Here is a 25,878-nt window from a genome sequence, read left to right on the forward strand (position 1 = left end):
ATTTAAAGTTTGTTTTTAATGCCAGCTGAACCCACAGTATCTGCATTGTTTTGCAGACGGAGTTCTTGCCAGCTTTCCGCAGTCCGGGCAATTGTTGAAAAAGATCTTTTCCGGTGTTTGTGCTACAATACGTTTAGCCACATTGATTTCAAATTCCTCATATCCGTTCTGGAGCAGGTTATCCGTTTCAGGTGTCTGACGGATCCAGCCTTTTTCTGTCATGATTTTCCGTTGCTTTTCATTGTCAGAAGATTTGTACATATACATCTGATATTTCAAGGCTGCTATTTCATCCTCCGTCATAAGATGGCTGAAATAACGAATGATGTATTTTACGATTTCCTGATCCATAAGCTAATCATTATTTGTTTAAAATAGAATTAATTCTCCTTTCTGCCTCTTCTTTCGGAATTCCCTTGTAAAAGTCTCTTACAAAAGGATGATCATGGCTTTCATGAGGATAGATAAATGGTCTTCCTATTTTATTATCGATAAAAACATTGGTGGGAATAGAATTGCTGAAATCATATTCCGGAAAGTAGCTTGCCAGCCATCCGAAACATCCGTCTTCAAATTCTTTGTCGTCATAATGTTCCACGTAATTCTCAAAACTTTTTTTGCTTAAAGAAACCCATATCCCATACTCAAGATCCCGGCAGTCGTTATGCACTTCCTGCACCAGAACAGCCCGGATAAAATAACAGGTTTCATCCGGATACCGGATAATGCAAAGATCGGATGTTAATTCGGAATTCTTTATTTCATCTTCAGATAAACCGAAATAAGGATAGGGCGCAGAATAGGCTATTGCCGGCCAGTCTTCTTTTTCTTCACCACAGCATGGGCAGGTGTATTTTATCATTGTCTTTTGATGATTTTAGAACTGAGAATTTGTTTGTATTTTGAAATATACATATTAAATGTCATATACTGCAACATTAAAGAGGCCATTGCCACAATTTGTGAGAACAGCCTCTGTTAATTTTACTCAGGTATTCGAAATGTCAATTATGAAAACCATTTTCGCGAATAAAACAGAATGAATGATATTCCGATAACAATAAAAAACGGATATAAAAATAGTTTAGTAATCAGAAGGTAAACTGTTAATATAAAGAGAAAGATAATCAACAGATAAACAAAAAAAGATTCTTTATGAATAACTTTTAATGTATTAAAGATCAGGAGTACAAAAAATGCAAAAAATGCAAACTGTCCGATGGTATTCTGTCTGTAATCATAATTCGGATGATCGTTATACGAATCGCTCAGCCAGGTATAACCAAAATAAATAACGCCTAATAATGGAGCAGCGATTCCAACAATTGATTTATATTTATTTGTTCCCATAATTTTATACAATTAACATCCTGCTGCTTCCAGACAATCCTGTAATCCCCAACCGGTTCCTGCAAAGCCAATCACAGCACCGCCCCAGGCACCAAATACCGCGCCCCAACCTCCTCCGCCAAATGCTCCGGAAGCTCCACCAACTATACCACCTAAAATAGTAGCTGTAATCATTCGTAGTTTCCATTTTTTAATACATGCCTGGCAAGGATTGGTTTTAGCTGACTCCAGATCATCGATCTTATTGCAGGCTGCTTCAATAACTTCATTGATGAACATTTCATTACTGCCGTCGTACTTTAGCTGTGGATATTTATCGTATACATTATACAGCAGATCATTCATGATTGCTAATGAGAGATCTATGTCTTCATTTTTATAGCCCGTTAAATTTAAAAAATAATTTTCTCCACCCTTTTTAAAATCTTCTTCATCATAATTTTTTAAAAAGTTTTGTTTATTAGGTATATTACCAATAAAATTAACAAAGCTATTACCAAGATCAATAAATTCTTTGTCCTTTGCCAATTCATCAATTAGTTGTTCCTTCGTCAGGTTTATGGTCCTGGCAGAATAATGGTTGTTTTTTGCATTACCAATCGGTACGTCCGGATTTTCCAGTTCATTTTGCTGATCGCAGGCAGTTACAAATAAAAAGACTGTAATAAGTAACAAATAGAATTTTGTTAAGAATAATTTTTTCATTTTCAATTAGTTTAATATTAATTACTTAATTGTTAAACTTAATGCGCATTTGGTTTTAATGGAACAAATATATTTAAAAAAATGAAATATCCGAAAAAAAATTCCATTCCCTAGATATTTTTTTTATTTATTAAAAATAGTTTAATTTCAGGATGTTGTAGAATTATTACCCCACCGTTTTCGTATCCTCTTCCTTCAGGATCTTTTTCTCTTTCATGGAGAGCATCATCCGTTCGCACTTGTATTTCTGCCAGTCGAATTGATGGAGGAAATCGAGGGCGGCAGAAAAACCGCGGTTGAAGAGTTCTTCCTTTTCGTTTCTTTTCATAAAGAAATTCAGCCAGCTGCTGGTGCCGCAGTTCACGGTCTGGATGCTGAAGAGGTGGTAAAACGTATGCTTGGTGAGGAAGGTTTTGTCGTTAAAACCTTTTAAGGTACTGATGATGTTGCCGGCAAAAGAAAAAGGTGATTTTAAAATCTCGGCGCTGGTTTTTCCTTTTTCTGAAAGGAGGTCGGAATCGCTGGTGAGCTGTACCCCGAAAAGCGGCGTTCTCGGGTAAAAGATATCGGCAGAGTGGAAGAGGTCGATCGGGAAGTTGGAAATGCTGCCGCCGTCAATAAAAATCCCGGCCGGATTAATATCTTCCGGTTTCGTATTCATCCAGAATTTCCAGGCATATTTTACCGAATCGTCATTCCGGTTGATCTGTTTCTGGAAAGGTTCGAAAAAGAACGGAACAGACATTGACGCACGAACAAATTCGGCCGGACTGATGTGTTTGAGCTCTTCTTCAGACCAGTACAGATTGGCCATGGTCGGCAGTTCGACTTTAATCTTTGCGTTGATGTCTGTGGTAATCACGACATATTCCGACTGCAGGAGGTAAAAAGGGTCTTTTTTATAGTAATCATTATTCACCGTACCTTCATAAAAAATCCGGTAGCGGATCTCGTCGATGTGTTCTTTGTTATTGGTATAAATTTCCTCAATGCTTTCCAGTGCCATCTCATAATATTGCATTTCGTTTCCATAGCGGTAATTGAGGTTGAGGTCTTTGCCTTTCTTTACGAATTTTTCGTTCAGCTCGAAAACGGTTTTGATACCAAATCCGTCCAGCACCGATTCCATCTGTTTCAGGAAAACGTTTCCGGGATTCAGCCCGGAATTGGCTTTCTTCAGATCGTTATACAGCTTCAGCAGGCAGGCCATGGCAATAATGATCGGGATGATGGGAACCAGAAACAGCAGTTTGGCGCGCAAAATCGTTTCCGAAGAAATGGCAAACGGCATAATCACCAGGATCAGCATAATGACCATTAGTAGAATGATGTTGTTCCGGATGAAATTTTTATTGTTCAGCATCGAATGGATGGTCGTCCTGATGTACGGCTTTCCATCCATAAAATCAGCAAAGTTCCAGTCGAACAAAATATCCCTGATGGTTTCGCTTTTCGCTTCCTCTTTTGTTTTACACGCCGCTATCAGCATCGTATTGATGGCTCCCGCGCTGGTTCCTGCTACTTTAAGAAATCGGATCCCAAAAATTTCCAGGGCGTACAGATATCCTACTAATGCGCTTCCCCAGACCCCGCCGCCTTCCTGCACGAATTCCACATACTGGTTTCCTTCTTCATCCAGGAGGTCCGAAAATTCTTTGGCTGAAATAAGATCGTGCAATGCAGCCAGCTTTTCTTTGGATTCTTTTGAAAGGGTAGGGTCTTCTAGGACTTTTTGCAGGGCTTCAGGTTTCATGGTGATTGGTGCTTAAGTTATTTTGTTTGACGAAGATAATTTAATTCTGACCTGATAAAGACATCCCGACGACAATTTTTTCAATCTTTGCAGTTGATTTCAGTACATTGCAGACTATCAAGAACCCTTACCATTGCTTCCTTCGTGCATAAATAAACGTACAGATCACAACGACAGCCATTAATCCAAGGGTAAAAAAATACCCGTTTTTGTGGTGGAGTTCAGGCATATTGTCGAAGTTCATCCCGTATACCCCGGCGATAAACGTAATCGGTAAAAAATAGACGGAATACACGGCTAAAACTTTCATCACCTGGTTGGCCTTCTGATCCGAGAGGGCCAGGAACATCCCGATAAGGTTGGTTACCTGGATATTCAGATGGTCGAAATCGGCCACGACATCTTTATGCTTGTCTTTTAAATCATAAACTTCAGAATCCTGAAGGCCCAGCAGTTTAAATTTATCAATGGCATCCGAAGAAACCGTCAGTACCCTGGAATTGAGCCCCGATTTTCTTTTCAGCTTGTATAATCTTTTGATCTGGTTGGTGTGGTTGGTGTTTTTCAGGAAAATCTCATTTTCAATATTGTCCATGGTTTCCAGAAGGCTTACCGATTCGTCATCAAAACTTTTCATGATCAGAAGGGCAATCTTAAGGGCAATATTTTTGGCGGTGGTTTCCGTTTTCTGGCAGGAAAGCTGCTTTTGGGTTTCCGACAGGCTCTTGGTTTTCATCCGGTGAATGGTAATGATCATTCTTCCCAGAATAAAAATCCCGATTTTGGTGCTGATGTCGCTGATGGTGTTTAGGTTTTTCCGTTCCAGTTCAGTACTTTCCCGCAGCAGGAAAAATTTCACGTCGCCGTCCTCCTCATATTTCGGCAGGTGATTCGGATCCAGCGTATCCTCCAAAAGAAGATTGTTGATCTCATATCGTTCATGTAAAAACTTCAGGTCTTCCGCGGTAGGAGCCTCCACATCTATCCATTCGCACTGGGAATCGCGGTAAAGGGTAACAATTGCCATATCGTAAAAATACTAATATTTTGAAAAACTATGTGTCAAATAAGTTTATCTTTACCAAAATTAAAAAAACTATATGATTAAAAGTACCATAAAGGGGATCGGATTCCATGTTCCGGATCACGTTGTTACGAATGATGATTTAGCAAAATTAATGACCACCAATGACGAATGGATTACGGAAAGAACCGGCATCAAAGAAAGAAGACACCGGGAAAACCGCAACGATGCACAGGAAACCACTGCCTACCTGGGTTTTAAAGCCTCCGAAAAAGCCATAGCCAATGCCGGCCTGACTTCAAAAGATATTGATTATATTGTTTTCGCCACCCTTTCACCGGATTACTATTTTCCGGGCTGTGGTGTTTTGCTTCAGGACATGCTGGGCTGCGATACGATCGGCGCCCTGGATGTAAGAAACCAGTGTTCTGGGTTTGTCTATGCGATGAGCGTTGCCAATGCATTCATCAAATCCGGAACGTATAAAAATATTCTGGTCGTAGGTGCCGAAGTTCATTCTTTCGGACTGGATTTTTCCGATGAAGGCAGGGGAGTTTCCGTTATTTTCGGGGACGGCGCAGGTGCCATCGTCCTCTCTGCTACGATCAATGACGATGCAGGAGATGTACTGGCGGTGAATATGCATTCCGAAGGGAAATATGCCGACGAATTGTGTACCCAGTTTCCGGGTTCCAAGTATGGCTGGAGCGACCGTATGAGAAAAGAACCGGAGAATGTAACGAATAAAGAAGTGTACCCGATCATGAACGGAAACTTTGTTTTCAAGCATGCGGTAACACGATTCCCGGAAACGATGAAGGAGGCCCTGGATAAAGCCGGAAAAACGATCGAAGATGTGGATATGTTCATTCCACACCAGGCGAACTTACGGATTGCGCAGTTTGTACAGCAGAAATTCGGTCTGCCGGATGACAAAATCTTCAACAACATCCAGAAGTACGGAAATACGACCGCTGCCTCGATTCCCATCGCATTAAGCGAAGCCATTGAGCTGGGCAAAATCAAAAGAGGAGACCTTGTATTGCTTTCCGCCTTTGGAAGCGGCTTTACATGGGGAAGTGTTTTGTTTGAATATTAATAAAAAACTTTTTGAAATAGAAATCCGCTGTCTGAAAAGGCAGCGGATTTTTTTAGGTATATACAGGATTTAATCTTTCAAGAGCTTTTCGATCAGCTTATTCTGCATTTCCATCAGTTGGTTAATCTGGTGTTGGTTATTAATGACATTTTCTAATAAATTCTGGTCAGTCGTATTGTTGATTGTTGTATCACCAATATTTCCTACAGAAGAATTAGTGCTTTTTTCAACGTTATTGTTAACAATTGTATCTCCTTCTAAAAAATACTGAGGTTCCACTTTAAAAAAATCGGCAATCTTCTGCATAAAAATAAAATCCAGTTTTTCAATGGCTCCATTTTCAATTTTGCTGAGATAGCTCTGGGATACATCCAGCTGAAAAGCCAGGTCTTCCTGTGATATTTCTTTCTGCTCCCTTAATTTTTTTATTTTAAAACCGATACTATTGTTCATCATGATGGAAATTGAAATGTAAAGATAATGTTTTTACCATAATATTTTTATTCCAAAAGGAATAGCCTTTTATTCCTTTTGGAATTGTTAGCTAGGGAACCGTTTTTCATCTTTGGAAAAAGTTTCGCGAAATACTTTTGTTGTAAAAAATTATTATTAATTTCAAAATTCAAAACACATGAAAAGAATTTTTTTATTGGCAGCCTTTGGAGTTGCCGGAATGATGAATGCTAATATTTCAAAAGGAGAGAAAGCTGAATCAAAATTTTTTTATAATCCGATAAAATTTACATCATCTTGTGGTTATACCCAGTTTGTAGAAGTGGGACCTAATGATCAGCAAGACTGTTGGATGACAGACTTGCAGCAAATGGAAGAAGAATGTGCAAGTCCCTTTGAAAATCCTCAATATGGTTATAATCCATAGATTATTAAACTTTAAGAATGCGTAACTATTTTTTAATACTACTGATTTTTTCCTGCTTATTTTCATTTGCTCAGCAAAAAGAAGAAAAGTCTTTTTCTGATATTGAGGTGCAGTTCGAATATTCTTTTACCCGTGACACAACAGATGTTGATTTAAGTCACCGATCGAGAGAAATTATGGTTTTAGATTTTAACCCTAATTCATCTATATTTTACAGCCAACAATATCTTGCTGCAAGAAAAGTTTTTGAGCAAGCCGCTATTGATGCACAGACTTCGGCAAATGTAGAGATTCGTGCTGCTGATCTACCGAAATACAAGATATCTTATTCCATTCTCAGAAATGGATCAAGTATCTTTTACACCGGTAATATTTCACGTGACGTATATACATTTGAAAGTACCTATCTAAAATGGAAAACGGATTATAGTGAAACAAAAACAATTCTTGGTTATAAATGTAACAAAGCGACAACAGTTTTTAATAACAGACTGTTTACGGCTTGGTATACCAAACAAATTCCTATTTCTGAAGGGCCTTATCGATTTAAAGGTCTCACAGGTCTGATCCTTCAGGTCAGTGATGAAAAAAATTATCATTCTTTCAATGCAATAGGCATTGAGAAAAAGCAGGTTGAAATAAAACCTTTTTCTAAAGGTATTCCTGTAACCAGAGAGCAGTATTTAAAAAAGAGGGATGAATTCAAAAGTAATCCATACCCCGAAAGAAAGAATTTTCCAAAGGATAAGAGAGATCAAATGATTGAAGCGTTTAAAAAAGAAATTCCCTTAGAAAGCTAATGCTTATTAAAGGTCTAAAAAAAATCCGCAGAGCGTTCTGCGGATTTTTTTATGAAAGAATTATGTTCTAAAAAGTTAATGAAAAATATATAATATTGTATAACAATTAAACTTATGGTTCGTAAAATTATCTTTTTAATATCGGTTTTCAGTTACCTTTTTTATTCAGCACAAAAGGATCAGGCAAGTCTTGAGGTCGTTTACTATTTTAAAATAATTCCGGACTCATTAAACAGGGCAAATTTTACAGAATCTAATATGATTCTTAGATGCAATAAATACAAATCGATTTATTTTAGTCCTGCAATGGCAAGCTACTATGAGTATTTAAAAGATTATGCACAGAAAATTGATCCGAAAAAAATTGATGTTAATACCAGTAGGCCGAGTATTCCTAAAGTCAGACATAATGTATGGAAAGATGGAGATACTGTTATCGCTACGATTCCATTAGGAATGTATTTTTATACTTTTAGGGAACCTTCACTAAACTGGCAGTTAATGGATGAAATAAAAGAGATTCAGGGTATGAAATGTCAGTTGGCAAAAGTAAAGACCGAACATGATATTTTTTATGCATGGTATACGGCAGAAATTCCTTTTTCGGAGGGTCCTTTCAGATTTAAGGGATTACCCGGATTAATCTTGGAGGTCTACAATAAAAGTAAAACGATCGAATTTTCTGTTGCAAGTATTAAAAAATCTGAAAAAGAGATTGAAAAAATGGAGAGGGTATCCACCATCGATCTACAAGATAAAAAAGATTTTTTAAAAGCGAGAGATAAATGGTTGAAGTATCCATTTAACAATATTGTAAACAAAGAGATTGAGAAAAGAGGTCTGGAAGAAGTTAAAAAACTAAATGTTTTTTTAGATTAATATATAAACTTTTAAAAATGAATTCTATGAAAAAAATTTTTGTTATTGGAGCATTAGCTTTTTCTGCTTTATCATTTGCTAAGCAAAATGTAGAATCTGCTGAATTAAAAGAAAGTGCAAACACAGCATTTTTCAGAGGTGTTTATACTGTGACTTTTACATTACCATGTAACGGTCAAACAATTACTGCATATTATTATACAACAACTACTGAAGGTACACAAGCCTTTAATCAAGATTTAGCTTGGGCAGTAAATGTTACAGTTGATGAAAACTGTGGTGCTGGCGCATCGGGCGTTAATACCGGTTTTTAAGAAACTTCTAAATTTAGAATTACAGCTAAACTATATTTTATTGCTGATAAAATATATTATGCTTAAGTATTCTATTACTGAAAAAAGCCGCCTCAAAATGAGACGGCTTCTACTTTATTATTGTATAGTTAAACTCTTCAACAGCTTCTCAGTATCCGCTGAATCTTCACCTGATTTTTTTGCCAGTGCAATAGACTTTTCTGCCCAAAGCTTAGCGTTTTTCTTATCGCCTACTTTGTTGTAAAGGTTGGCCAAAGTATCGGTATTGGCGTAGTTTTCATTTTTCTTCACCGATTCCTGTGCCCAGGCCACGGCTTTTTCCAGAGACGCTTTATTGGTTACGTTCTCGAAGAAATTCCATGCTAAAGAATTCAGCTCTTCAGAACTCATAGCAGAGGTATCTTTATTCAGTTCAAGCGTCAGCTTTTCGTATGTTGCAATATCTTTATTTCGTAGTGCTCTGCCGGCCTGCGCCTTTTTCAGCGTTTTTTCAGCTTCTTCCTTAGACATGAACTTCTGGGCTTCCGTCAGGAAATAACTGTCGTTCCAGGATTTGGTATCGGCATTGTACGATTTTTTGAAGAGACTGCTGATCTTTATACTTTTATCGATGGCCTCATATTTTTCAGGAGTAATCATGTTGGAAATCTCTGCCTTTTTGGACTGGAATACTTTATACATCGGGCTGTCCGAAGTTTGTATTACCGATAAAAGCATCTGGATATCGTTTCTGTCCAGCTCTGTTTTGCTGTTGAAATAACGCTCCATTACTTTCCCTGAAAATTCAGGATCGCTGTACATGGTAAGGCCTGCCAGATTTTTCAGGAATTCAGGGTCTTTTTCTCCGTTTTCAAATTTCTGCTTTAGAGCGGTTAGCCTTTTGCTTGGATCTCCGGCATCTTTGGCAAACTGGATGAAGTCGTTTTCCTCCACATATCCTAATGTTCTGTGTACCAATTCCCCGTTTCCGTCTACGAAAAGATAAGTAGGAAAAGCTTTTACATTGTATTTTTTGGCAATCTCGATTCCTTCGCCTTTCTCCATATCGATTTTGGCATTTACGAAATTGGCGTTATAATAATCCCCTACAGTTTTCTGTGGAAATACATTTTTAGCCATCAGCTTACAAGGTCCGCACCAGGTGGTGTAAGCATCGATAAAAACCAGTTTGTTTTCTTTTTTGGCTTTGGCAAGAACCGTAGCGAAGTTGGATTCCTCAAATTTTATTCCCTGTGCAAAAGCGAAAGCTCCGATAAACAGGGCTGAGAATATTGCTATTTTTTTCATAATACTTTTTATTGGTTGCAAATGTAATAAATATGTCGACAAATCAGTCTTCATAATATAAAAATAGTTACAGAGATACTTTGATTATTTTCCATACCTTAGGTTAAATTAATCTTATTGACTGCCGGTAAATGTTTAAATTATCTTATAGAATTAATTGGATATATTAAATTTTATTAAAATATAAATTATTCTTAATTTTGTGAAAACTAAAAGACACAATCCGAATGTGATGAATTATTATAATAACCATGATAATTTGTAATTTATGTCTAAAAGTTTTCAGCAACTTTTGTTTTTCATTATTATTTCGATACCGCCGCTGGTCCAGGCAAAAAACGGATTTCAAAACCTATCTCCCAAGACCATACATACCGTTTTTTACGGATATTTTTCGGAAGCCTTAACAACAAATGATTTCCTAAGCGTTCCAGCGGATCTTCCGGAAGTATCGGGAGTTCTTACTGCCAGATCTTCAGAAGCACAGCCAGATCCCGTTTTAAAAAAGAAAAGCGGCGGGCTGAGTCTCGCAAAGGATGCTGCCATTATCATATTAAGCGGAATACTCATCATGTCTTTTTTCAGATTCAGGAAAATCCGTAAAAAGCAGCGTTCCAGACTCCGGCAGATCATCCGGAGCCGTCGGCAGTCGTCTGAAAGTGATCCTAATCCTGCTGCTGAAGAAGAGTATTGTTTTCCCAATATTTCCATAGAAGAAACTTTTGGAGATGAGAAGCAGCCTAACAGGCCGAAAACCGAATCTTTAATGACTCCCGAAACCGAGACCAAACTGCTGGAGCTGCTGGATATTTTTGAAAACGGCACTTTGTACAACAGCAAAAATATGTCTTTGCCTTTTCTCGCAGGAGAACTCAATACCAATACAAAATATCTTTCATTTGTGATCAACCGCTATAAAAGTGCTGATTTCAAAACATACATCAACCGTCTAAGAATACAGTATATCGTTAAGAGGCTTTCCGGAGACGAAAAGTACCGCCAATACAAGATCAGTATACTGGCTGATGAATGCGGTTTCTCTTCCCACAGCAAGTTTGCCTCTGTTTTTAAAACAATGACCGATTATTCGCCTTCGGCCTACATAAAACTGCTGGATGCCGGGAATCAGCCGGAAATCGATGGTTTTTTTGTGGAAGAAATGAGCTTATGACAGTATCCGTTAAGCGGAAAAGCTTTCTGTTTTCATGAAAACTGACATCCGTTTGCTTTCCCGTAAAAGACAAGGCGCCTATATTTGCCGCGGTTTTACGGATCAGACCATCGTTCTGACTCTGCCAATCAACGGAATAGATGCAGCGTAGAGCCTCACCTAAACACGATAACTAAAAAACTGCTGGCTTCATATTGTAAAATGTATAACCCCTATTTTACATCAATTATGAACATGAACAGTAAAAAATTAAAACGGATGAGAACAACTTGTACAGTCGTTTTGGCTGTCGCCTTTTCCAATTTTGCTTTTTCGCAGGTTGGTATCAATACAGTAACACCTTTAACGAGTTTGGATGTCACTGCCGGAAAGAGCGATGGCTCTTCTGCGGAAGGTATTTTGCCGCCGAGACTTACGGGAGATCAGATTAAAATGGCAGACAGCCGGTATTCTGCACAACACGCAGGAGTGATGGTGTATATAACCGCCCCGGTAACTGCAGCCAGTGCCAAAACCGTCAACATGACATCTGTCGGGATGTATATCTTTGATGGGATTGTATGGATGAAAATGATGCAGGGGGACAGCCGTAATTTCCTGACGGTTTCTGCCGGAGATATTAAAAACTCCGTATTGAATACCGATCATGCAGGATGGTACGTTTTAGACGGAAGATCGATTGCAACTCTTCCGGACGGTGCAAAATCCACCGCGCAGCTTTTAGGATTTACGGCAAATATTCCCGATGCCAGAGACCGTGTACTGAAAACGGGCGTAAACGGAGAAATCCCCGGAAGTACAGGGGGAGACAACTACTTATGGATTTCTCAGCTCAACCTGCCCGATATGAACTTCTTAGGAACCATAAGCGGAATTGCGCAAACTGCAGGATCCCACACGCACGGATCACCGGACGGTGGATTTCTATTGGGAGGAACAACAGTGAATAACGGGGCCGGCGGCTATCAGCCCGATCCCAATGCAACAGCCTGGGGCGGTATCGGTATGCTGGTAAATACTGCAGCCGCGGGATCACATATCCATACGGTAACCGGAACGGCAACGGTCCCTACCGGAGGAGCCGGAAAATCGATGGATAACAGGTCGGCCTATATGGTGGTAAATACGTTTATCTATCTGGGAGAATAAGAAGAATTGTAAAATTTTATATATACAGCCGGAAGCGATTGGCCGGTTAGTAAGGTTTGCAAATGCAAAACCGCAGATGTTCTGCGGTTTTGTTCTATTTTGTTGTTACGGTATCCCGTTTCATTGCCGTACTGTCCGAAGCGGAAGATTCAGAGTGGGCACTGGCCGAATCGCCCAGGCTGTTTCTCATATATTCCTTGTTGTGTTCTTCCTTAAATTCTTCCCTGTTCTCTTTTTTATCGGCACAGCTGCCTAAAAATAATAAGCCTAAAATACTGCCTATCCATAATTTTTTCATAGTAAATTCTTTAATGTTTAGTGTATATCAAATATAATGATAAAAAGTAAAAAGTAAAAAGTAAAAAGTAAAAAGTAAAAAGTAAAAAGTAAAAAGTAAAAAGTAAAAAGTAAAAAGTAAAAAGTAAAAAGTAAAAAGTAAAAAGTACCTTTAATAAATTTCAGAAAATGTAGATTATAAAGAGTAGAGGAGAAATGATGTAAAACAAAAAAATCCCCGGATTTTCATCTGAGGATTGGGGGGTAAATTTAATACTATCTCGCAGTAGCGGCAGTATCCATTTTCATTTTAATGCTGTCCGGATTACCGGTAGTCATGGTGTCGGTGGCAGCCGGTGCCATTGTAGCTGTATTATCTACCTTGACAGAATCCGAATTGCTTGTGGACATCGAAGATTCCTTTGTCCCGCAACTGATCGCAAACATTCCGACAGCTGCTATTAACACTAATTTTTTCATAATATTTTGTTTTGGTTGTGTGTCTTGTGCCTCCATCAGTTCAATAACCGTTCCGAAAATGAAGGTTAGCATTAATTATCAATAAATTAAATGGAAAATTATTGAAAAACTTCAGATTGTTTGATCTGTTCCTTCGGCTATTCCTTCGGGATTTACCTAAATTTATAAAAAATATGTAACCAAAATAAAAGCCCTGGAACCGAAATTCCAGGGCCTTATATCATTCATTGATGTCATTCATCATTTATTATCCGAGATACGGATATTTATAATCTTTAGGCGAAACAAATGTTTCTTTGACTGATCTTACGGACGTCCATCTCAACAGGTTCATTTTAGAACCCGCCTTATCATTCGTTCCTGAAGCTCTTCCGCCTCCGAAAGGCTGCTGACCAACTACGGCTCCTGTCGGTTTGTCGTTGATATAAAAGTTTCCGGATGCATTTTCCAATGCTTTGAAAGCTTCATTGATGGCATAACGGTCCTGTGCGAAAACAGACCCCGTCAATGAATAAGGAGATGAAGAATCTACCAGTTTAAGGGTTTCTTCCCATTGTGCATCTTCATACACGTAAACCGATAAAATCGGGCCGAAGATTTCCTCAACCATACTTTCGTACTGAGGATTTGTGGTTTCGATAACGGTAGGGTGTACAAACCATCCTTTGGAATCATCGGTTTTTCCGCCGATTACTACGTTTGCCTCTTCCGATGCATGGGCTCTGTCGATATATCCTTTGCACTTCTCGAAAGAGTTTTTATCAATTACTGCGTTTACAAAGTTAGACGGATCTTCAGGAGAACCTACTTTAATAGAAGAAATCTGTGTTTCCATTACTTTTTTTACGCCGGCCCAAAGAGACTGCGGAATATAAGCTCTGGAAGCTGCAGAACATTTCTGTCCCTGATATTCGAAGGCTCCTCTCACCAACGCCGTGGCTACTGCTTCCACATTAGCCGAAGGATGGGCAATCACAAAGTCTTTTCCTCCGGTTTCCCCAACGATTCTAGGATAAGTTCTGTAATTGTGAATTTGATCACCGATCATTTTCCACATGCCCTGGAATACTTTGGTAGAACCTGTAAAGTGAAGCCCGGCAAAATCACGGTGGGCCAATACTTTTTCAGCGGTTTCTTTTCCGTCGGTAAAGATCATGTTGATGACCCCTTTCGGAAGACCTGCCTCTGTAAGAACGTCCATGATTACTTTTGCAGAATAGATCTGCTTATCGGAAGGTTTCCAAACCACGACGTTTCCAAGCATGGCCATACAGGTCGGTAAATTACCGGAAATCGCCGTAAAGTTGAATGGGGTTACCGCAAAGCAGAACCCTTCCAGCGGTCTGTATTCCACACGGTTCCAGATTCCTGCATCGGACACCGGCTGCTCGGAATACATTTCCGTCATAAACTCTACATTGAATCTTAAGAAATCGATGAATTCACATGCCGCATCGATTTCAGCCTGATGAACATTTTTAGACTGTCCGATCATGGTGGCCGCGTTGATCACATCTCTGTACGGTCCGGCCAAAAGGTCGGCTGCTTTTAAGAAAATCGCTGCACGGTGTTCCCAGCCCAGTTCGTTCCATTCTTTTTTGGCTGCAAGGGCTGCGTTGATGGCGTCATCCACGTGCTGCATCGTTCCTCTGTGATAAAACCCGAAGTCATGGGCATGATCCTGAGGCGACTGAAGCTGAACTTTGTCTCCTGTCGTTACTTCTTCACCATTGATGATCATGGGGATTTCCACTTTCTCAGCCCACATTTTCCTGTATTGGGCGATCAGGCTTTTTACTTCCGGAGTTCCCGGAGCATAAGAATTTACCGGCTCGTTTACCGCAAAAGGTACTTGCGAAATTGCTTTTGCCATATTAGTTGTCTGTTTTTATTTGCTATGATACAAATTTACAACATTTATTTGAGGTCTCCGGCAAAGAGCGCGACGAATGGTGGATCGTCAATAGTCAATGGTGAATAGTCAATCCGCTCCACTTATCAATTTATTGTTATTGAATATAAAACCAGTTATTAAATTGGAATAAAAAGACCGTAATCAAAGCTTTCAACGCAATTCCACTCCTCCGGAGGGGTGGCGAAAATTATGAAATAATTTTTGACGGGGTGGTTTTTGAACGGCGAATTTTAATGCGCAGGAGAATAGTGAATAGCGAAATCGCCAATCAGTTTTTATGAGTCAAACACTTCCGACGCTCATAAAGTTTTTTGCAGAAAAAAAATCGCCTATTTTTCCTCTGCAAGGACACTCAGATAGGCCCAGCGTAAACTTTACACTCAGCAAATGACAGCAGGGGATAATGTGAATAGTTAATTTGGTACACTTGTCAATTGGTAAATGACGGGGTGCTTTTATAATGAATGATCAATAGTGAATGATCAATTTATGGCAGTCTTCACTTAAATTCTGTTTTAGTAAAACATTATTAAATTTTATTTTTTCTTAAAAAAATTCACCAGCAAAGCGATTGACAGTTCGCTATTGACCTTCTAAATCTTTTCGTTTTCCAGAATCTTCAGCACCAGCTTTTCCTCGTGAGTGAGACCGGCTTTCCCGTCATTTTGTTCGATTTGTTCGAGTTCGTCGAGGTATTTTTTGATGGTGTTGTTTTCGTAAAGGTTGATCACCAAAGGATGGACGTAGTATTTACGGCAGACCGTGCTGGTATTTCCCAAATGGGAAGCCACCATTTCCAGGGCCTCTTTTACTTTTTTCTTATATTCCGTATGGGTTTCCGCGTAACCGATTTCTTTAAAAGCAATCAGGGCACTTACCGTTCCAGACCAGGTTCTGAAATCTTTTGCCGTAAAATCTTCACCGCTGATTTCTTTGATATAATCATTTACCATTCCCGAATCTACGGTATGGCGATTTCCTTCATCATCAATATACTGGAAAAGTTCTCTCCCCGGAATATCTTTGCATTTCTGGATCAGCTTGGAAAGACGCCGGCTTTTTAGGTCGATGTCATGCATCACCCCTTTTTTGCCTTTGAAATGAAACATAATTTTCTGACCCTGTACTTTAACGTGTTTACCTTTTAAGGTTGTCAATCCGAAAGACCCGTAGAGTTTTTCATAAGCGTTGTTTCCGATCCGGATATTCGTTTTTTGCATTAAACTGACGATCAGTGCGAGGATTTTTCTTTTTTCGAAATTCCGGAGTGCCAGATCTTTTTCCACCTGAAGCCTTATATCAGGCAAGGCATATCCGAACTGAAGCATCCTGTAAAATTTGGTGTGGTTTCTCAGTGCGCTCCAAAGCGGATGGTAACGGTACTGTTTTCTTTGTTTCAGATCAAAACCCGTAGCCTGAAGATGGCCGTTATCCAAAGCACAAATCCAGACATTTTCCCAAGCAGGGGGTATCACCAGTTTGTTAATCCTGGTAATTTCTTCTTTATCCTTGATTTTTTCGCCGTCCTTGTAATAGGAATATTTTTTACCCGTTTTCTTCCGGGTAATTCCGGCTGTTTCTGCATCGGAGGTATATATAAGATGTACCGCCTTTGCAGAGGCCACCGGATCTTTCATAATTTTTACAATCTTTGAAGGCTTCAGATGTGAAATGAGGTCTAGGTCTGAATTTTCCATAAGACTTGGTTAAGAGTTCTTACCCCTTGAGAACAGCCACAAAATAATGGCTATTACGCCGACAACTACAATAATGCCCCACCACATACCTGCTTTAAAGATTGTTTCTACTGCTTCGCAGCTTGTTAACATCAGCAGACAAAATACTGTCATGCTGTATAAGCTCAAGTTTTTCATAATAATTTATTTTTGATGTTTATTATTTATTTAAATACGACGATGGTCAGCCTTCCATTTTTTAATGGATCTCTTAATTTCATCTCCGGAAATATTTTCATGAAGCGCTTTATAAAGCAGTTCTTTGAATTCATCGTCATAGGTAAATCTCAATGCTGCGATCTGGTCAAATGTCAATTTGCTTTCCACTTCATCAGACCTCAGCTGGAAAATCTCGAAATACCGCTGCTTAAATTCCAGCCTTACCATCCGGTCCTGCAGACCAAGTGCATAATGCTGTCTCATCATGATTGCCAGATAAAAAATCAGAAAAACAACAACGGAAAATAAAATCCAGATCAGCTCATGCGATTCATCATTAAAAATTTTATAAATCCCGAAAATTTCCAGGATCATCAATAGAGGAAGATAAATAAAATGATGTGGCGGATAAAATTTCCGGTGATTTTTATAATTCTGGCTTTCCATATTCTGGTATAAGCAATAACCTTTCCAAAAACTTTCAATTTCTGATCCGAACAGCATTTTGGACTGAAGAAATAGTGATTTTAAGGCTTAAATATAACGTAAGGTATAATTTTGTTATAAAATCTGAAATTTAATTCACCTGTACGTGGTTATATTTGAGTATATTAACGTCTTAATTTAAATGTCTTTCCCAAATGATCAGAAAAGGAATATTCATACTTGGTTTTTTAGTTTCCGCATTTTGTTTTAGTCAAAAATACAATTTTACTTACGCGTACACATTCAAGCCTGATTCGTTAAATTTAGAAAAAACAGAGACCGAACTGATGGGTCTGTTTATCGATAAGAACGGATCTACTTATTTCAGCCTGGCAAAAGTAAGAAGAGATTCTGCGATTGCACAGAAAATAGAACCAGACGCGATTTCCTCAGATAGGGCAGTATCAACAAACATCTTTCCCCAGGGAAAAATTCGTGGCATAATCCGGAAAAACTGGCGATCTAATGAAGTAATATCTTATCTTCCTGTGGGCACAGACCGGTTTAAAATCATGCAGCATATTACCTTGAATTGGCAGATCGGAACAGAAACTGCCCTTATACAAGGCAGGAAATGCCAGCTGGCAACCTTAGAATATAAAGGCAGAAAATATAATGCATGGTTTACCAATGAGATTCCTGTTTCCGAAGGGCCTTATAAATTTTGGGGACTTCCGGGATTGATCGTAAAGATCGAAGACACCAAAAAACAGCACATCTGGGAATTGAAAGGAATTGAAAAGTTCAGAAATATTAAACTTAATTTGTCTACATACATACCCGTAACAGAAAGCCGGTATAAAAAAGCCGTTGAAGATTACATGAAAGATCCGATGAGCAGGATGAGGGAACTTAAGCAAAGGTATAATATTACCAGTTTCACTTCAACTATGCCTGACGGGAGTTCATATTCAGATATGGAATATGAGAAAATGAGAACCAAGAAGATACAAGAAAGTTTTAGAGAAAATAATAATTCCATAGAGCTTACTGAACATGAATATTTTAAAGAATAAACTATTAATTACGGACAAAAATTAAAAACATTTCTGATCAGATCTGTAATTATTTTTAAACACCATATATCCGGCTTGTTTTATCTAGATTTTACTTAGAAAAAACGATACGGCAAGATGATGTTTATCTGAACGTTAATCCTGGCAGGCTTTATGCTGCAATAAAATCCGATAAAACATCACCAAACGCTGTCCGATAACCTTTAAATTCGTAACTTCACCTTTTTAAAATTATAGAAAAAATGACTTCAAAGGAAAAAGTAGCTGCGCTTCGTGAAGAGATGCAGAAAAATAATGTTGATGCATTTATAGTATACTCCGCGGACCCGCACATGAGCGAATATCTTCCTCAGGAGTGGCAGGAAAGAGCCTGGCTGTCAGGGTTTTTAGGCTCGGCAGGTTTTGTGGTAATAACCAAAGACAAAGCCGGGCTCTGGACCGACGGGCGGTATTTTACCCAGGCACCGATCGAACTGGCCGGATCGGGAATCGATCTTTTCAAAGATGGCATGGAGGGAACTCCCAACTACATCGACTGGATTATTTCTGAAATTCCTGAGAACGGAAAAGTAGCCGTGAATGCCCAGGCGACTTCCCACGCCAACTGGGAACTTCTGACTGAAAAATTAAACGCTAAAAATATTACCCTGGCCGATCTTCCTTTGCTGAAGGAAATCTGGAAAGACAGGGGAACACCTTCTAAAAATCCGATCTTCGTGCATCCTGTGGAAAGAGCAGGAAAATCGGTGATCGATAAAATAGCTGCCATCCGACAGAAAATGGAGGAGCAGTGTGCTACAGTACATATCATTTCGAGCCTGGATGATGTGGCCTGGACCTTAAATTTGAGAGGAAGTGATGTGGAAAGCAATCCTGTATTTTTAGGATATCTGTTGATTACAAAAAATGATGCGAAACTTTTCACAGACCTGGATAAACTGGATGTGGAATCGAGAAGGCAGATGGATGAAGCCTGGGTGAAAATGATGCCGTATGAAGAATTCTACAACTGCCTGAAAGCATTCAGCAATGAAAAAGTGTTGGTTTCGCCGAACAGCAACCAGTCGATTTTTGAAGCGCTGAAACCGGATAATGAATTCATCAAAGCGGCAGTACCGGGAAATCTGATGAAGGCCCAAAAGAATGAAACGGAGCTGGAAGGCTTCCGAAAAGTGATGGTACGCGACGGTGTTGCGATGGTGAAATTCCTGTACTGGCTAACGCACAATGCCGGAAAAGAAACCATGAACGAATATTCCATCGGAGAAAAGCTGAGGGGGTTTCGTGCGGAAGGAGAGAATTTTGTAGGCGAAAGCTTCGGAAGCATTATCGGCTACAAAGATAACGGTGCGATCATGCATTACTCTGCGAAAAAAGAAGGCAGCAAGGAAGTGACCAACGACGCCAGCATTCTGGTAGATTCCGGAGGACAATACCTTGAAGGAACAACGGATATTACAAGAACTTTGGCTTTAGGAGCCGTATCTGAGGAATTTAAAAGAAACTCCACTTTAGTACTGCAGGGACTAATCCGTCTTTCGATGGTGAAATTCCCAAAAGGAACGAGAGGAGTACAGCTTGATGCGATTGCCCGGCTGCCATTGTGGATGGAAGGTAAAGACTACAACCACGGTACCGGCCATGGCGTAGGAAGTTTCATGAACGTACATGAAGGTCCTCAGAATATCAGAAAAGACATGAATCCGCAGGAACTGATGTTAGGAATGGTGTGTTCCAACGAGCCGGGGTACTACCTGGAAGGCGAATACGGCATCCGTCATGAAAACCTGATCGCGGTAAAAGAATCCGCAACCACGATTCACGGGACTTTTTATGAATTTGAAACACTCACGTTCTGTCCGTTCTTTAAGGATACGATCGTTAAGGAAATCCTTTCCGAAGAAGAAATCACCTGGCTGAATACCTATCACAAAACCTGTGAGGAAAAATTGGCTTCATTCCTGGAAGGGGAGGTTAAAGAATGGTTCCTGGAACAGGTAAGTCCGCTTTAAAAGAACGTCAAGGCTTGAAGAGGTAAAAGGTTTTAATGCCGGAAGCTTTTCCGGTCGGTATACCTGCTAAATTTAAAGCAGCCTTGAAAAAAAATTACATAAAGAATCGTCCTGCTATTTTTTTGCGGGGCGATTCTTTTTTTAGAAATTACCGTATTTTATGGATGCTGTTTTAGCGGTTATCCTAAAAAACATAAGGAAAGCGGCCGATCTTATCCTTATATTAACAAAACATCGTCCATATCTTCCATAGTAAATTCAAAGCAGGAAAATAATCTCAATCTTTAAAGATGTTCTTTGATTAAGTAGCTGTTAATCATTTGATTTGACTTTTCCTTTGCAGAGTGGTTTAAAATGGGGAATAACCCCACACTGAGTTTTGCTGACACAAGGGAATGGTGAATTCTTCTTGTCAATGGGGTCAATTGTTAATTTTATATGCCCGCGCCAGTACATATTTGGTAAAAAGAAATCATGCGGCCGGTAAACATGTACCAATGGTCATATTATTCACGGCCTCATAGCCCGGATAGTAACGGATACCCCGCAGCATGGAAGGGAAATGATAGCTTAAGCCCGGGCCGGGAAAGGTGTGAGGAGTATGAGTGGATAGCCGGAAAAAGCTCCTGAAAAAAGACAGGTTTGCTTTACAGTGAATGGTTTAAAAAACGGGCAATCAGGTCATGAGACACCCATAATTAATTTTGTTTCCTTATAGAATTTGCCACTGACCTGTCTCCCCAATTGTGGCCATAGATAAACGGTATGGTGCATTGCAATTAAAAACCGTAAATTTGCAGCATGAATAACGATACGATTTGTGCGCTGGCTACGGCCAACGGCGTAGGTGCTCTGGGAATTATCCGTGTTTCAGGAAATGAAGCGTTGGCTGTGGTTCAGAAGTCTTTTCCGGGAAAAAATCTGGCCAGACAGAAGTCCCATACGATTCATTATGGCTATTTTATGGATGGAGAAGAGGCGATCGATGAGGTCATGCTTTCGATTTTCCTGGCGCCGAAAAGCTTTACGACCGAGAATTCCGTGGAAATTGCTTTTCACGGGTCGCCGCATATCGGAAAACGCATTCTGGAAACACTGATTAAAAACGGCGCGCGGATGGCCAAAGCCGGGGAATTTACGCTGCGGGCTTTCATCAACGGCCGGATCGACCTTTCCCAGGCCGAAGCCATTGCCGATGTGATTGCTTCAGAAAACGAAGCTTCAAGGAAAGTCGCCATCAGTCAGCTGAAAGGAGGGATTACGAATGAGATTTCATTTCTGAGAACGGACCTGCTTAATTTTGTTTCGCTGATCGAACTGGAGCTGGATTTTGCAGAAGAAGATGTGGAATTCGCCGACCGTACCGCTCTGAACCAACTTCTTGATAAGATCACTTTGAAATTAAACTCGCTGATTGAAAGTTTCCAGTACGGAAACGCCATCAAGAACGGAACTGCCGTGGCAATCATCGGAAAGCCCAACGCAGGAAAATCAACGCTGCTGAATGCACTTTTAAAAGAAGAGCGTGCGATCGTCAGCAACATCGCAGGAACAACACGGGATACGATTGAAGAGGTACTCCATATCAAAGGCCATGCATTCCGCCTGATCGATACGGCCGGATTGCGTGAAACCATGGATGAAATTGAAGCGATCGGGGTAAAAAAAGCGAGGGAAAAAGTGGCTGATGCCAATATTCTCGTTTACCTGGCCGATGCCGGAACTTCTGATTTTTCGGAAGATATCGAAATGATTCAATCATTATTGCGCGAAGATCTGAAACTGATTATCTGCGCTACAAAGATCGATGAAGTGATCCCGACCCAATATGAGAAAACAGAAAATGTCTTCCGGAAGGCCATTGCCCACGAATTTGATTTCATTAAAATTTCTGCGGTCGAAAACCAGAATATCCAGGATCTTAAAAACGAACTGTCTTCGTACGTCGAACAGCTTAAAGCTTCAGAAAACAACATCGTCATCACCAACCAGCGGCATTTTGAAGCGCTGCAGAAATCCCTGGAAGCCGTAGAGAAAGTCAAAGAAGCCATCACTTTCCGGATTTTTACCGAATTACTGGCCTATGAGCTGCGTAATGCACTGGAGCATCTCGGTGAGATCTCAGGAGAAGTGACGAATGATGAGGTGCTAGGGAATATTTTCAGTAAGTTTTGTATCGGGAAATAATTTAGCTTTTCTTTGATTTCTCTTTCTTTCTTTCTTTCTTTCTTTTATTTGATTATCAATTATTTACAAAAATTTTATTTTCTCTTTTTGGAGTTTATTTATATATTTGTACTACTTCTGTACCACTTCAGGCTATCAAAATAGTGAAAAGTAGTACAGAAGTAGTACAAATCCAAAATTATGAAAATATCACTTAGTCAAAGAAAATTGAAAGATGGAAGAATCAGTCTGTCGATTGAGTTTTATCGTGGTTCCGAAATTACTGAAGACGGAAAAAGAAAACATCTGAGAAGTTTTGAGAATCTAGATTCTTATTTAATTTCAGATCCAAAAACTGCAAAAGAAAAAAAAGAAAATAAAGAAGCTTTAGAATTTGCAGAAAACGTACTTGCAATTAGAAAAGCTGAATATGCCCAAGGAAGATTTGAATTAAAAAACACAGCAAAATCCAAAAGAATATTTCTAAACTTTTTTGCTNGAAAACGTACTTGCAATTAGAAAAGCTGAATATGCCCAAGGAAGATTTGAATTAAAAAACACAGCAAAATCCAAAAGAATATTTCTAAACTTTTTTGCTGAACTCACGGAAGAAAAGCAAAAGCAAGATACTTCTAATAATTACGGTAATTGGTTTTCTACGTTACAACATCTCAAAAAGATTGTTCCAAAAAATATGACTTTCGAAGAAATTGATGAAAGCTTCGTCAAGAAAGTTCATCGATATTTCGAAAAAGATGCTCTCACTAAAAGTGAGCTGCCACTTTCTCAGAACTCAAAATATTCATATTTCAACAAGTTTAAAGCTGCTCTAAGGAGTGCTTTCGATAATGGATATTTGACGATTAATTATGCTTCAAAAGTCAAATCCTTTGAACAAGCTGAAAGCCAAAGAGAATATCTGATTTTTGATGAATTACAACGATTAGCAAAAGCAGAATGTAAATATCCGGTTTTGAAAAAAGCTTTTCTTTTTTCGTGTTTATCAGGGTTGCGTTGGTCGGATATTAATACTTTGACCTGGAAAGAAGTTCGTGATGAAGGTGATGTTTCCAGAGTCAATTTCAGACAGGAAAAAACGGATGGTGTAGAATATCTTTATATCTCAAAACAAGCTAGAGAATTGTTGGGCGAAAGACAAGATCCACAAGAAAGAGTTTTCAAAGGTTTGAAATATGGAATGACCTATAATACTGAAATTATCCGTTGGTGTAATCGAGCTGCAGTTCCTAAGCATATTACTTTTCATTCAGCGAGACATACGAACGCCGTTCTGTTGTTGGAAAACGGTGCAGATATTTACACGGTTTCCAAAAGACTGGGACATCGGGAATTAAGAACAACACAGATTTACGCAAAAATTGTGGATAGCAAAATGAAGGAAGCTGCTGAGATTATTCCGGAATTAAATATCGAGTTATGAAAACTCCGCATTCTTTTTAAACTCGGTGCAAATCGCTTTTTAATCCAGTTGAATCCGGAATAATCTTTTTTAATCTTTTTACTTTTAAAATTAATCCAAAGTATTCTTATTTAACCCACAAGCTGTTGATAGTCTTTTATTTATGGTTTTTAATGTTGACTTTTGTTTCGTTAAATCAATTAAAAGAAACAGATGGAAAATAACGAAATCATCATTCATAAGCTCAATCGAATTGAAAAGCATATTTTCGGATTGAAAGCAATTCTTAATGTAGAAGAGCTTTCGGATTACACAGGATTCAAGAAATCCTATATCTATAAATTGGTTCATACCAACTCTATCCCATTTTCAAAACCTTCCGGAAAAATTCTATTCTTTGAACGAAAAAAGATTGACGAATGGCTTCTGAAAAACAGTCATAAATCTAACGATGAGATCCAACAGGAAGCAATAGAATTTTCTTTACGCAAAAAATAAAACCTAACTACTGCCATAGTTAGGTTTAAATGTTTGTTTTACTGGAAGTAAAGAGCAAATATAAAAATTATTTGTGACTCCTTCCAAAATCAAAAATGCTTTATGGAAGGAAATAAAATCCTGTATCAAATCGAGACAGAAACGAAAACCATATTCGACAGAGCGATTAATTATTTAAATTCAAAATATTCAATAAGATTCAACACAATCTCTCTTGAGCTTGAAATTAAACTTGTTTCGGATAAAAAATGGTCAGCACTCAATTTGAACTCATTATTTATAGAACTTGTCAGATCAGGAATTGATATTCCGATTAATAAATTGGAGATTCTGGTCAGAAGTCATTTGATTCAGCAGTACAATCCGATTCGGGAATATTTCGAAAACTTGGAAAATTGGGACAACGATAACCATATCAGTAAGCTTTGCAGTTATGTAAAGACGACCGATGATAAATCCTTCCAAAAATATTTCGAAAAATGGCTGACCAGGACTGTAAACTGCGCATTGAAACCTGGCTACATCAACAAACAGTGTTTTGTGCTGTTCAATACTAAGCAGAATAGTGGAAAGACGAGTTTTCTGCGATTTCTCATTCCTGCAAATCTTGAACAGTATTATACAGAAGACATTGGTGTTGATAAAGACGGCTTAATTTCTTTATGCAAAAATCTTCTGGTCAATATTGATGAGCTTTCAGTAATGTCAAAAACAGATGTTAATATTCTTAAGTCCTTCATTTCAAAAAATACCGTCAATGCAAGATTGCCTTACGATAGAAAATCGTCATTGATGCACCGAACGGCGTCGTTTTGTGGCTCTACCAACCGGTCGGATTTTTTAACCGATGAAACCGGAAGTGTACGTTGGCAGATTTTTGAAGTTTTAGAGATTGATTTCAATTATTCAAAGGAAATCAATATTGAAAAAGTTTGGTCTCAAGCATACTATAATGCTTTTGAAAGGAAAAATTATAATCCGGAACTCACGGCTGAAGATATCCAGGAAAATGAAAAGCGGAATGAAAAATTCAAGCAGGTATCCCTGGAACAAGAAATTATCCTTAGTCATTTCGAAAAATCCAAACTGCAAAGTGAATTTCTAACACCTTCGGACATTATGCTTGCTATGAATAATGCGCTCGGTGTACGGCTGAACATCATAAAAATTGGTAAAGCCTTGACTGCACTAAACTACGACAGAATAAAACATCCTAAAAGACAAGTCTATGGATATTTGATCCGAAGGAAAATTGACGAATGATATAATCTAAGAAGCTGTTTGAGTTATTTATTTTGAAAAA

Annotated in this window: 27 protein-coding genes; 13 read left to right on the forward strand and 14 right to left on the reverse strand. The window is 38.8% G+C overall.

The window, feature by feature from the left end; genetic code table 11:
- Positions 1-15 precede the first annotated feature (15 nt).
- The 6 genes from ACED20_RS13025 to ACED20_RS13050 all read right to left on the reverse strand — a co-directional run bounded on the left by ACED20_RS13025 (position 16) and on the right by ACED20_RS13050 (position 4,835).
- Complete coding sequence (locus ACED20_RS13025; RefSeq protein ID WP_294241031.1) at positions 16-351, reverse strand: hypothetical protein; 336 nt, start codon at positions 349-351, stop codon at positions 16-18.
- A 10-nt stretch (positions 352-361) separates the two neighbouring features.
- Positions 362-862 carry a DUF2199 domain-containing protein gene (locus ACED20_RS13030; RefSeq protein ID WP_294203400.1) on the reverse strand — a complete coding sequence of 167 codons (501 nt, stop codon included), beginning with the start codon at positions 860-862 and terminating at the stop codon, positions 362-364.
- Between the two features lie 146 nt (positions 863-1,008).
- A complete protein-coding gene (locus ACED20_RS13035; protein ID WP_294203401.1) occupies positions 1,009-1,350 on the reverse strand; it encodes a hypothetical protein in 342 nt (113 codons plus the stop codon).
- 12 nt (positions 1,351-1,362) lie between these two features.
- Positions 1,363-2,055, reverse strand: a complete 693-nt coding sequence (locus ACED20_RS13040; RefSeq protein ID WP_378105023.1) for a hypothetical protein — start codon at positions 2,053-2,055, stop codon at positions 1,363-1,365.
- 166 nt (positions 2,056-2,221) lie between these two features.
- A complete protein-coding gene (locus ACED20_RS13045) occupies positions 2,222-3,808 on the reverse strand; it encodes a patatin-like phospholipase family protein (RefSeq protein ID WP_294241036.1) in 1,587 nt (528 codons plus the stop codon).
- A gap of 127 nt (positions 3,809-3,935) precedes the next feature.
- Positions 3,936-4,835, reverse strand: a complete 900-nt coding sequence (locus tag ACED20_RS13050; protein WP_294225697.1) for a CorA family divalent cation transporter — start codon at positions 4,833-4,835, stop codon at positions 3,936-3,938.
- A gap of 73 nt (positions 4,836-4,908) precedes the next feature.
- Between ACED20_RS13050 and ACED20_RS13055 the strand changes: the two genes are divergently transcribed.
- Complete coding sequence (locus tag ACED20_RS13055; protein ID WP_294241038.1) at positions 4,909-5,931, forward strand: 3-oxoacyl-ACP synthase III family protein; 1,023 nt, start codon at positions 4,909-4,911, stop codon at positions 5,929-5,931.
- A gap of 69 nt (positions 5,932-6,000) precedes the next feature.
- Here the strand turns inward: ACED20_RS13055 and ACED20_RS13060 are convergent, their stop codons facing one another.
- A complete protein-coding gene (locus ACED20_RS13060; RefSeq protein WP_294241040.1) occupies positions 6,001-6,387 on the reverse strand; it encodes a helix-turn-helix domain-containing protein in 387 nt (128 codons plus the stop codon).
- Between the two features lie 175 nt (positions 6,388-6,562).
- Here ACED20_RS13060 and ACED20_RS13065 point away from each other — a divergent pair, with 175 nt between their 5' ends.
- From ACED20_RS13065 to ACED20_RS13080, 4 genes are all read left to right on the forward strand, one after another.
- A complete protein-coding gene (locus ACED20_RS13065; protein WP_378105030.1) occupies positions 6,563-6,811 on the forward strand; it encodes a hypothetical protein in 249 nt (82 codons plus the stop codon).
- Positions 6,812-6,828: 17 nt separating this feature from the next.
- A complete protein-coding gene (locus ACED20_RS13070) occupies positions 6,829-7,611 on the forward strand; it encodes a GLPGLI family protein (protein ID WP_294241042.1) in 783 nt (260 codons plus the stop codon).
- 114 nt (positions 7,612-7,725) lie between these two features.
- On the forward strand, positions 7,726-8,490 hold the full coding sequence (locus tag ACED20_RS13075) for a GLPGLI family protein (protein ID WP_378105033.1): 765 nt from the start codon (positions 7,726-7,728) through the stop codon (positions 8,488-8,490).
- A 26-nt stretch (positions 8,491-8,516) separates the two neighbouring features.
- On the forward strand, positions 8,517-8,804 hold the full coding sequence (locus ACED20_RS13080) for a hypothetical protein (RefSeq protein WP_294315505.1): 288 nt from the start codon (positions 8,517-8,519) through the stop codon (positions 8,802-8,804).
- A 117-nt stretch (positions 8,805-8,921) separates the two neighbouring features.
- On the opposite strand, the gene ACED20_RS13085 is transcribed toward ACED20_RS13080, so the two are convergent.
- Positions 8,922-10,091, reverse strand: coding sequence for a thioredoxin family protein (locus ACED20_RS13085; RefSeq protein WP_378105037.1), 1,170 nt, complete (start codon positions 10,089-10,091; stop codon positions 8,922-8,924).
- A gap of 268 nt (positions 10,092-10,359) precedes the next feature.
- Here ACED20_RS13085 and ACED20_RS13090 point away from each other — a divergent pair, with 268 nt between their 5' ends.
- Together ACED20_RS13090 and ACED20_RS13095 are read left to right on the forward strand one after the other, a co-directional pair.
- Positions 10,360-11,262, forward strand: a complete 903-nt coding sequence (locus ACED20_RS13090) for an AraC family transcriptional regulator (protein ID WP_294333298.1) — start codon at positions 10,360-10,362, stop codon at positions 11,260-11,262.
- A 258-nt stretch (positions 11,263-11,520) separates the two neighbouring features.
- The gene (locus ACED20_RS13095; protein ID WP_294224944.1) at positions 11,521-12,411 is read left to right on the forward strand and encodes a hypothetical protein; all 891 of its coding nucleotides are present in this window, start codon (positions 11,521-11,523) and stop codon (positions 12,409-12,411) included.
- A gap of 94 nt (positions 12,412-12,505) precedes the next feature.
- Here ACED20_RS13095 and ACED20_RS13100 read toward each other — a convergent pair whose 3' ends face one another.
- From ACED20_RS13100 to ACED20_RS13125, 6 genes are all read right to left on the reverse strand, one after another.
- The gene (locus ACED20_RS13100) at positions 12,506-12,709 is read right to left on the reverse strand and encodes a hypothetical protein (protein WP_294199520.1); all 204 of its coding nucleotides are present in this window, start codon (positions 12,707-12,709) and stop codon (positions 12,506-12,508) included.
- A 254-nt stretch (positions 12,710-12,963) separates the two neighbouring features.
- Positions 12,964-13,167 carry a cytochrome C551 gene (locus ACED20_RS13105; protein ID WP_294224942.1) on the reverse strand — a complete coding sequence of 68 codons (204 nt, stop codon included), beginning with the start codon at positions 13,165-13,167 and terminating at the stop codon, positions 12,964-12,966.
- A 247-nt stretch (positions 13,168-13,414) separates the two neighbouring features.
- Positions 13,415-15,040: an L-glutamate gamma-semialdehyde dehydrogenase gene (pruA, locus tag ACED20_RS13110; protein WP_294241051.1), complete on the reverse strand. Its 1,626-nt coding sequence runs from the start codon at positions 15,038-15,040 to the stop codon at positions 13,415-13,417.
- 635 nt (positions 15,041-15,675) lie between these two features.
- Complete coding sequence (locus ACED20_RS13115) at positions 15,676-16,779, reverse strand: DNA topoisomerase IB (RefSeq protein WP_294224680.1); 1,104 nt, start codon at positions 16,777-16,779, stop codon at positions 15,676-15,678.
- A 9-nt stretch (positions 16,780-16,788) separates the two neighbouring features.
- Positions 16,789-16,956, reverse strand: a complete 168-nt coding sequence (locus ACED20_RS13120; RefSeq protein WP_378105044.1) for a phosphatidate cytidylyltransferase — start codon at positions 16,954-16,956, stop codon at positions 16,789-16,791.
- A gap of 30 nt (positions 16,957-16,986) precedes the next feature.
- A complete protein-coding gene (locus tag ACED20_RS13125) occupies positions 16,987-17,424 on the reverse strand; it encodes a DUF6526 family protein (RefSeq protein WP_294241053.1) in 438 nt (145 codons plus the stop codon).
- Between the two features lie 194 nt (positions 17,425-17,618).
- Between ACED20_RS13125 and ACED20_RS13130 the strand changes: the two genes are divergently transcribed.
- The 6 genes from ACED20_RS13130 (at position 17,619) to ACED20_RS13155 (ending at position 25,838) form a co-directional block, all read left to right on the forward strand.
- On the forward strand, positions 17,619-18,479 hold the full coding sequence (locus ACED20_RS13130) for a GLPGLI family protein (RefSeq protein ID WP_294198980.1): 861 nt from the start codon (positions 17,619-17,621) through the stop codon (positions 18,477-18,479).
- A 242-nt stretch (positions 18,480-18,721) separates the two neighbouring features.
- Positions 18,722-20,491, forward strand: coding sequence for an aminopeptidase P family protein (locus ACED20_RS13135; protein WP_378105049.1), 1,770 nt, complete (start codon positions 18,722-18,724; stop codon positions 20,489-20,491).
- An 801-nt stretch (positions 20,492-21,292) separates the two neighbouring features.
- On the forward strand, positions 21,293-22,678 hold the full coding sequence (gene mnmE, locus ACED20_RS13140) for a tRNA uridine-5-carboxymethylaminomethyl(34) synthesis GTPase MnmE (protein WP_294241061.1): 1,386 nt from the start codon (positions 21,293-21,295) through the stop codon (positions 22,676-22,678).
- A gap of 472 nt (positions 22,679-23,150) precedes the next feature.
- The gene (locus tag ACED20_RS13145; RefSeq protein ID WP_378105053.1) at positions 23,151-24,098 is read left to right on the forward strand and encodes a site-specific integrase; all 948 of its coding nucleotides are present in this window, start codon (positions 23,151-23,153) and stop codon (positions 24,096-24,098) included.
- 192 nt (positions 24,099-24,290) lie between these two features.
- Positions 24,291-24,575: an AlpA family transcriptional regulator gene (locus ACED20_RS13150; protein ID WP_027374281.1), complete on the forward strand. Its 285-nt coding sequence runs from the start codon at positions 24,291-24,293 to the stop codon at positions 24,573-24,575.
- A gap of 102 nt (positions 24,576-24,677) precedes the next feature.
- Complete coding sequence (locus tag ACED20_RS13155) at positions 24,678-25,838, forward strand: VapE domain-containing protein (protein ID WP_294315541.1); 1,161 nt, start codon at positions 24,678-24,680, stop codon at positions 25,836-25,838.
- Positions 25,839-25,878: the final 40 nt, after the last annotated feature.

It is taken from the genome of Chryseobacterium sp. sg2396, from assembly GCF_042610505.1.
Taxonomy (GTDB): Bacteria; Bacteroidota; Bacteroidia; order Flavobacteriales; family Weeksellaceae; genus Chryseobacterium.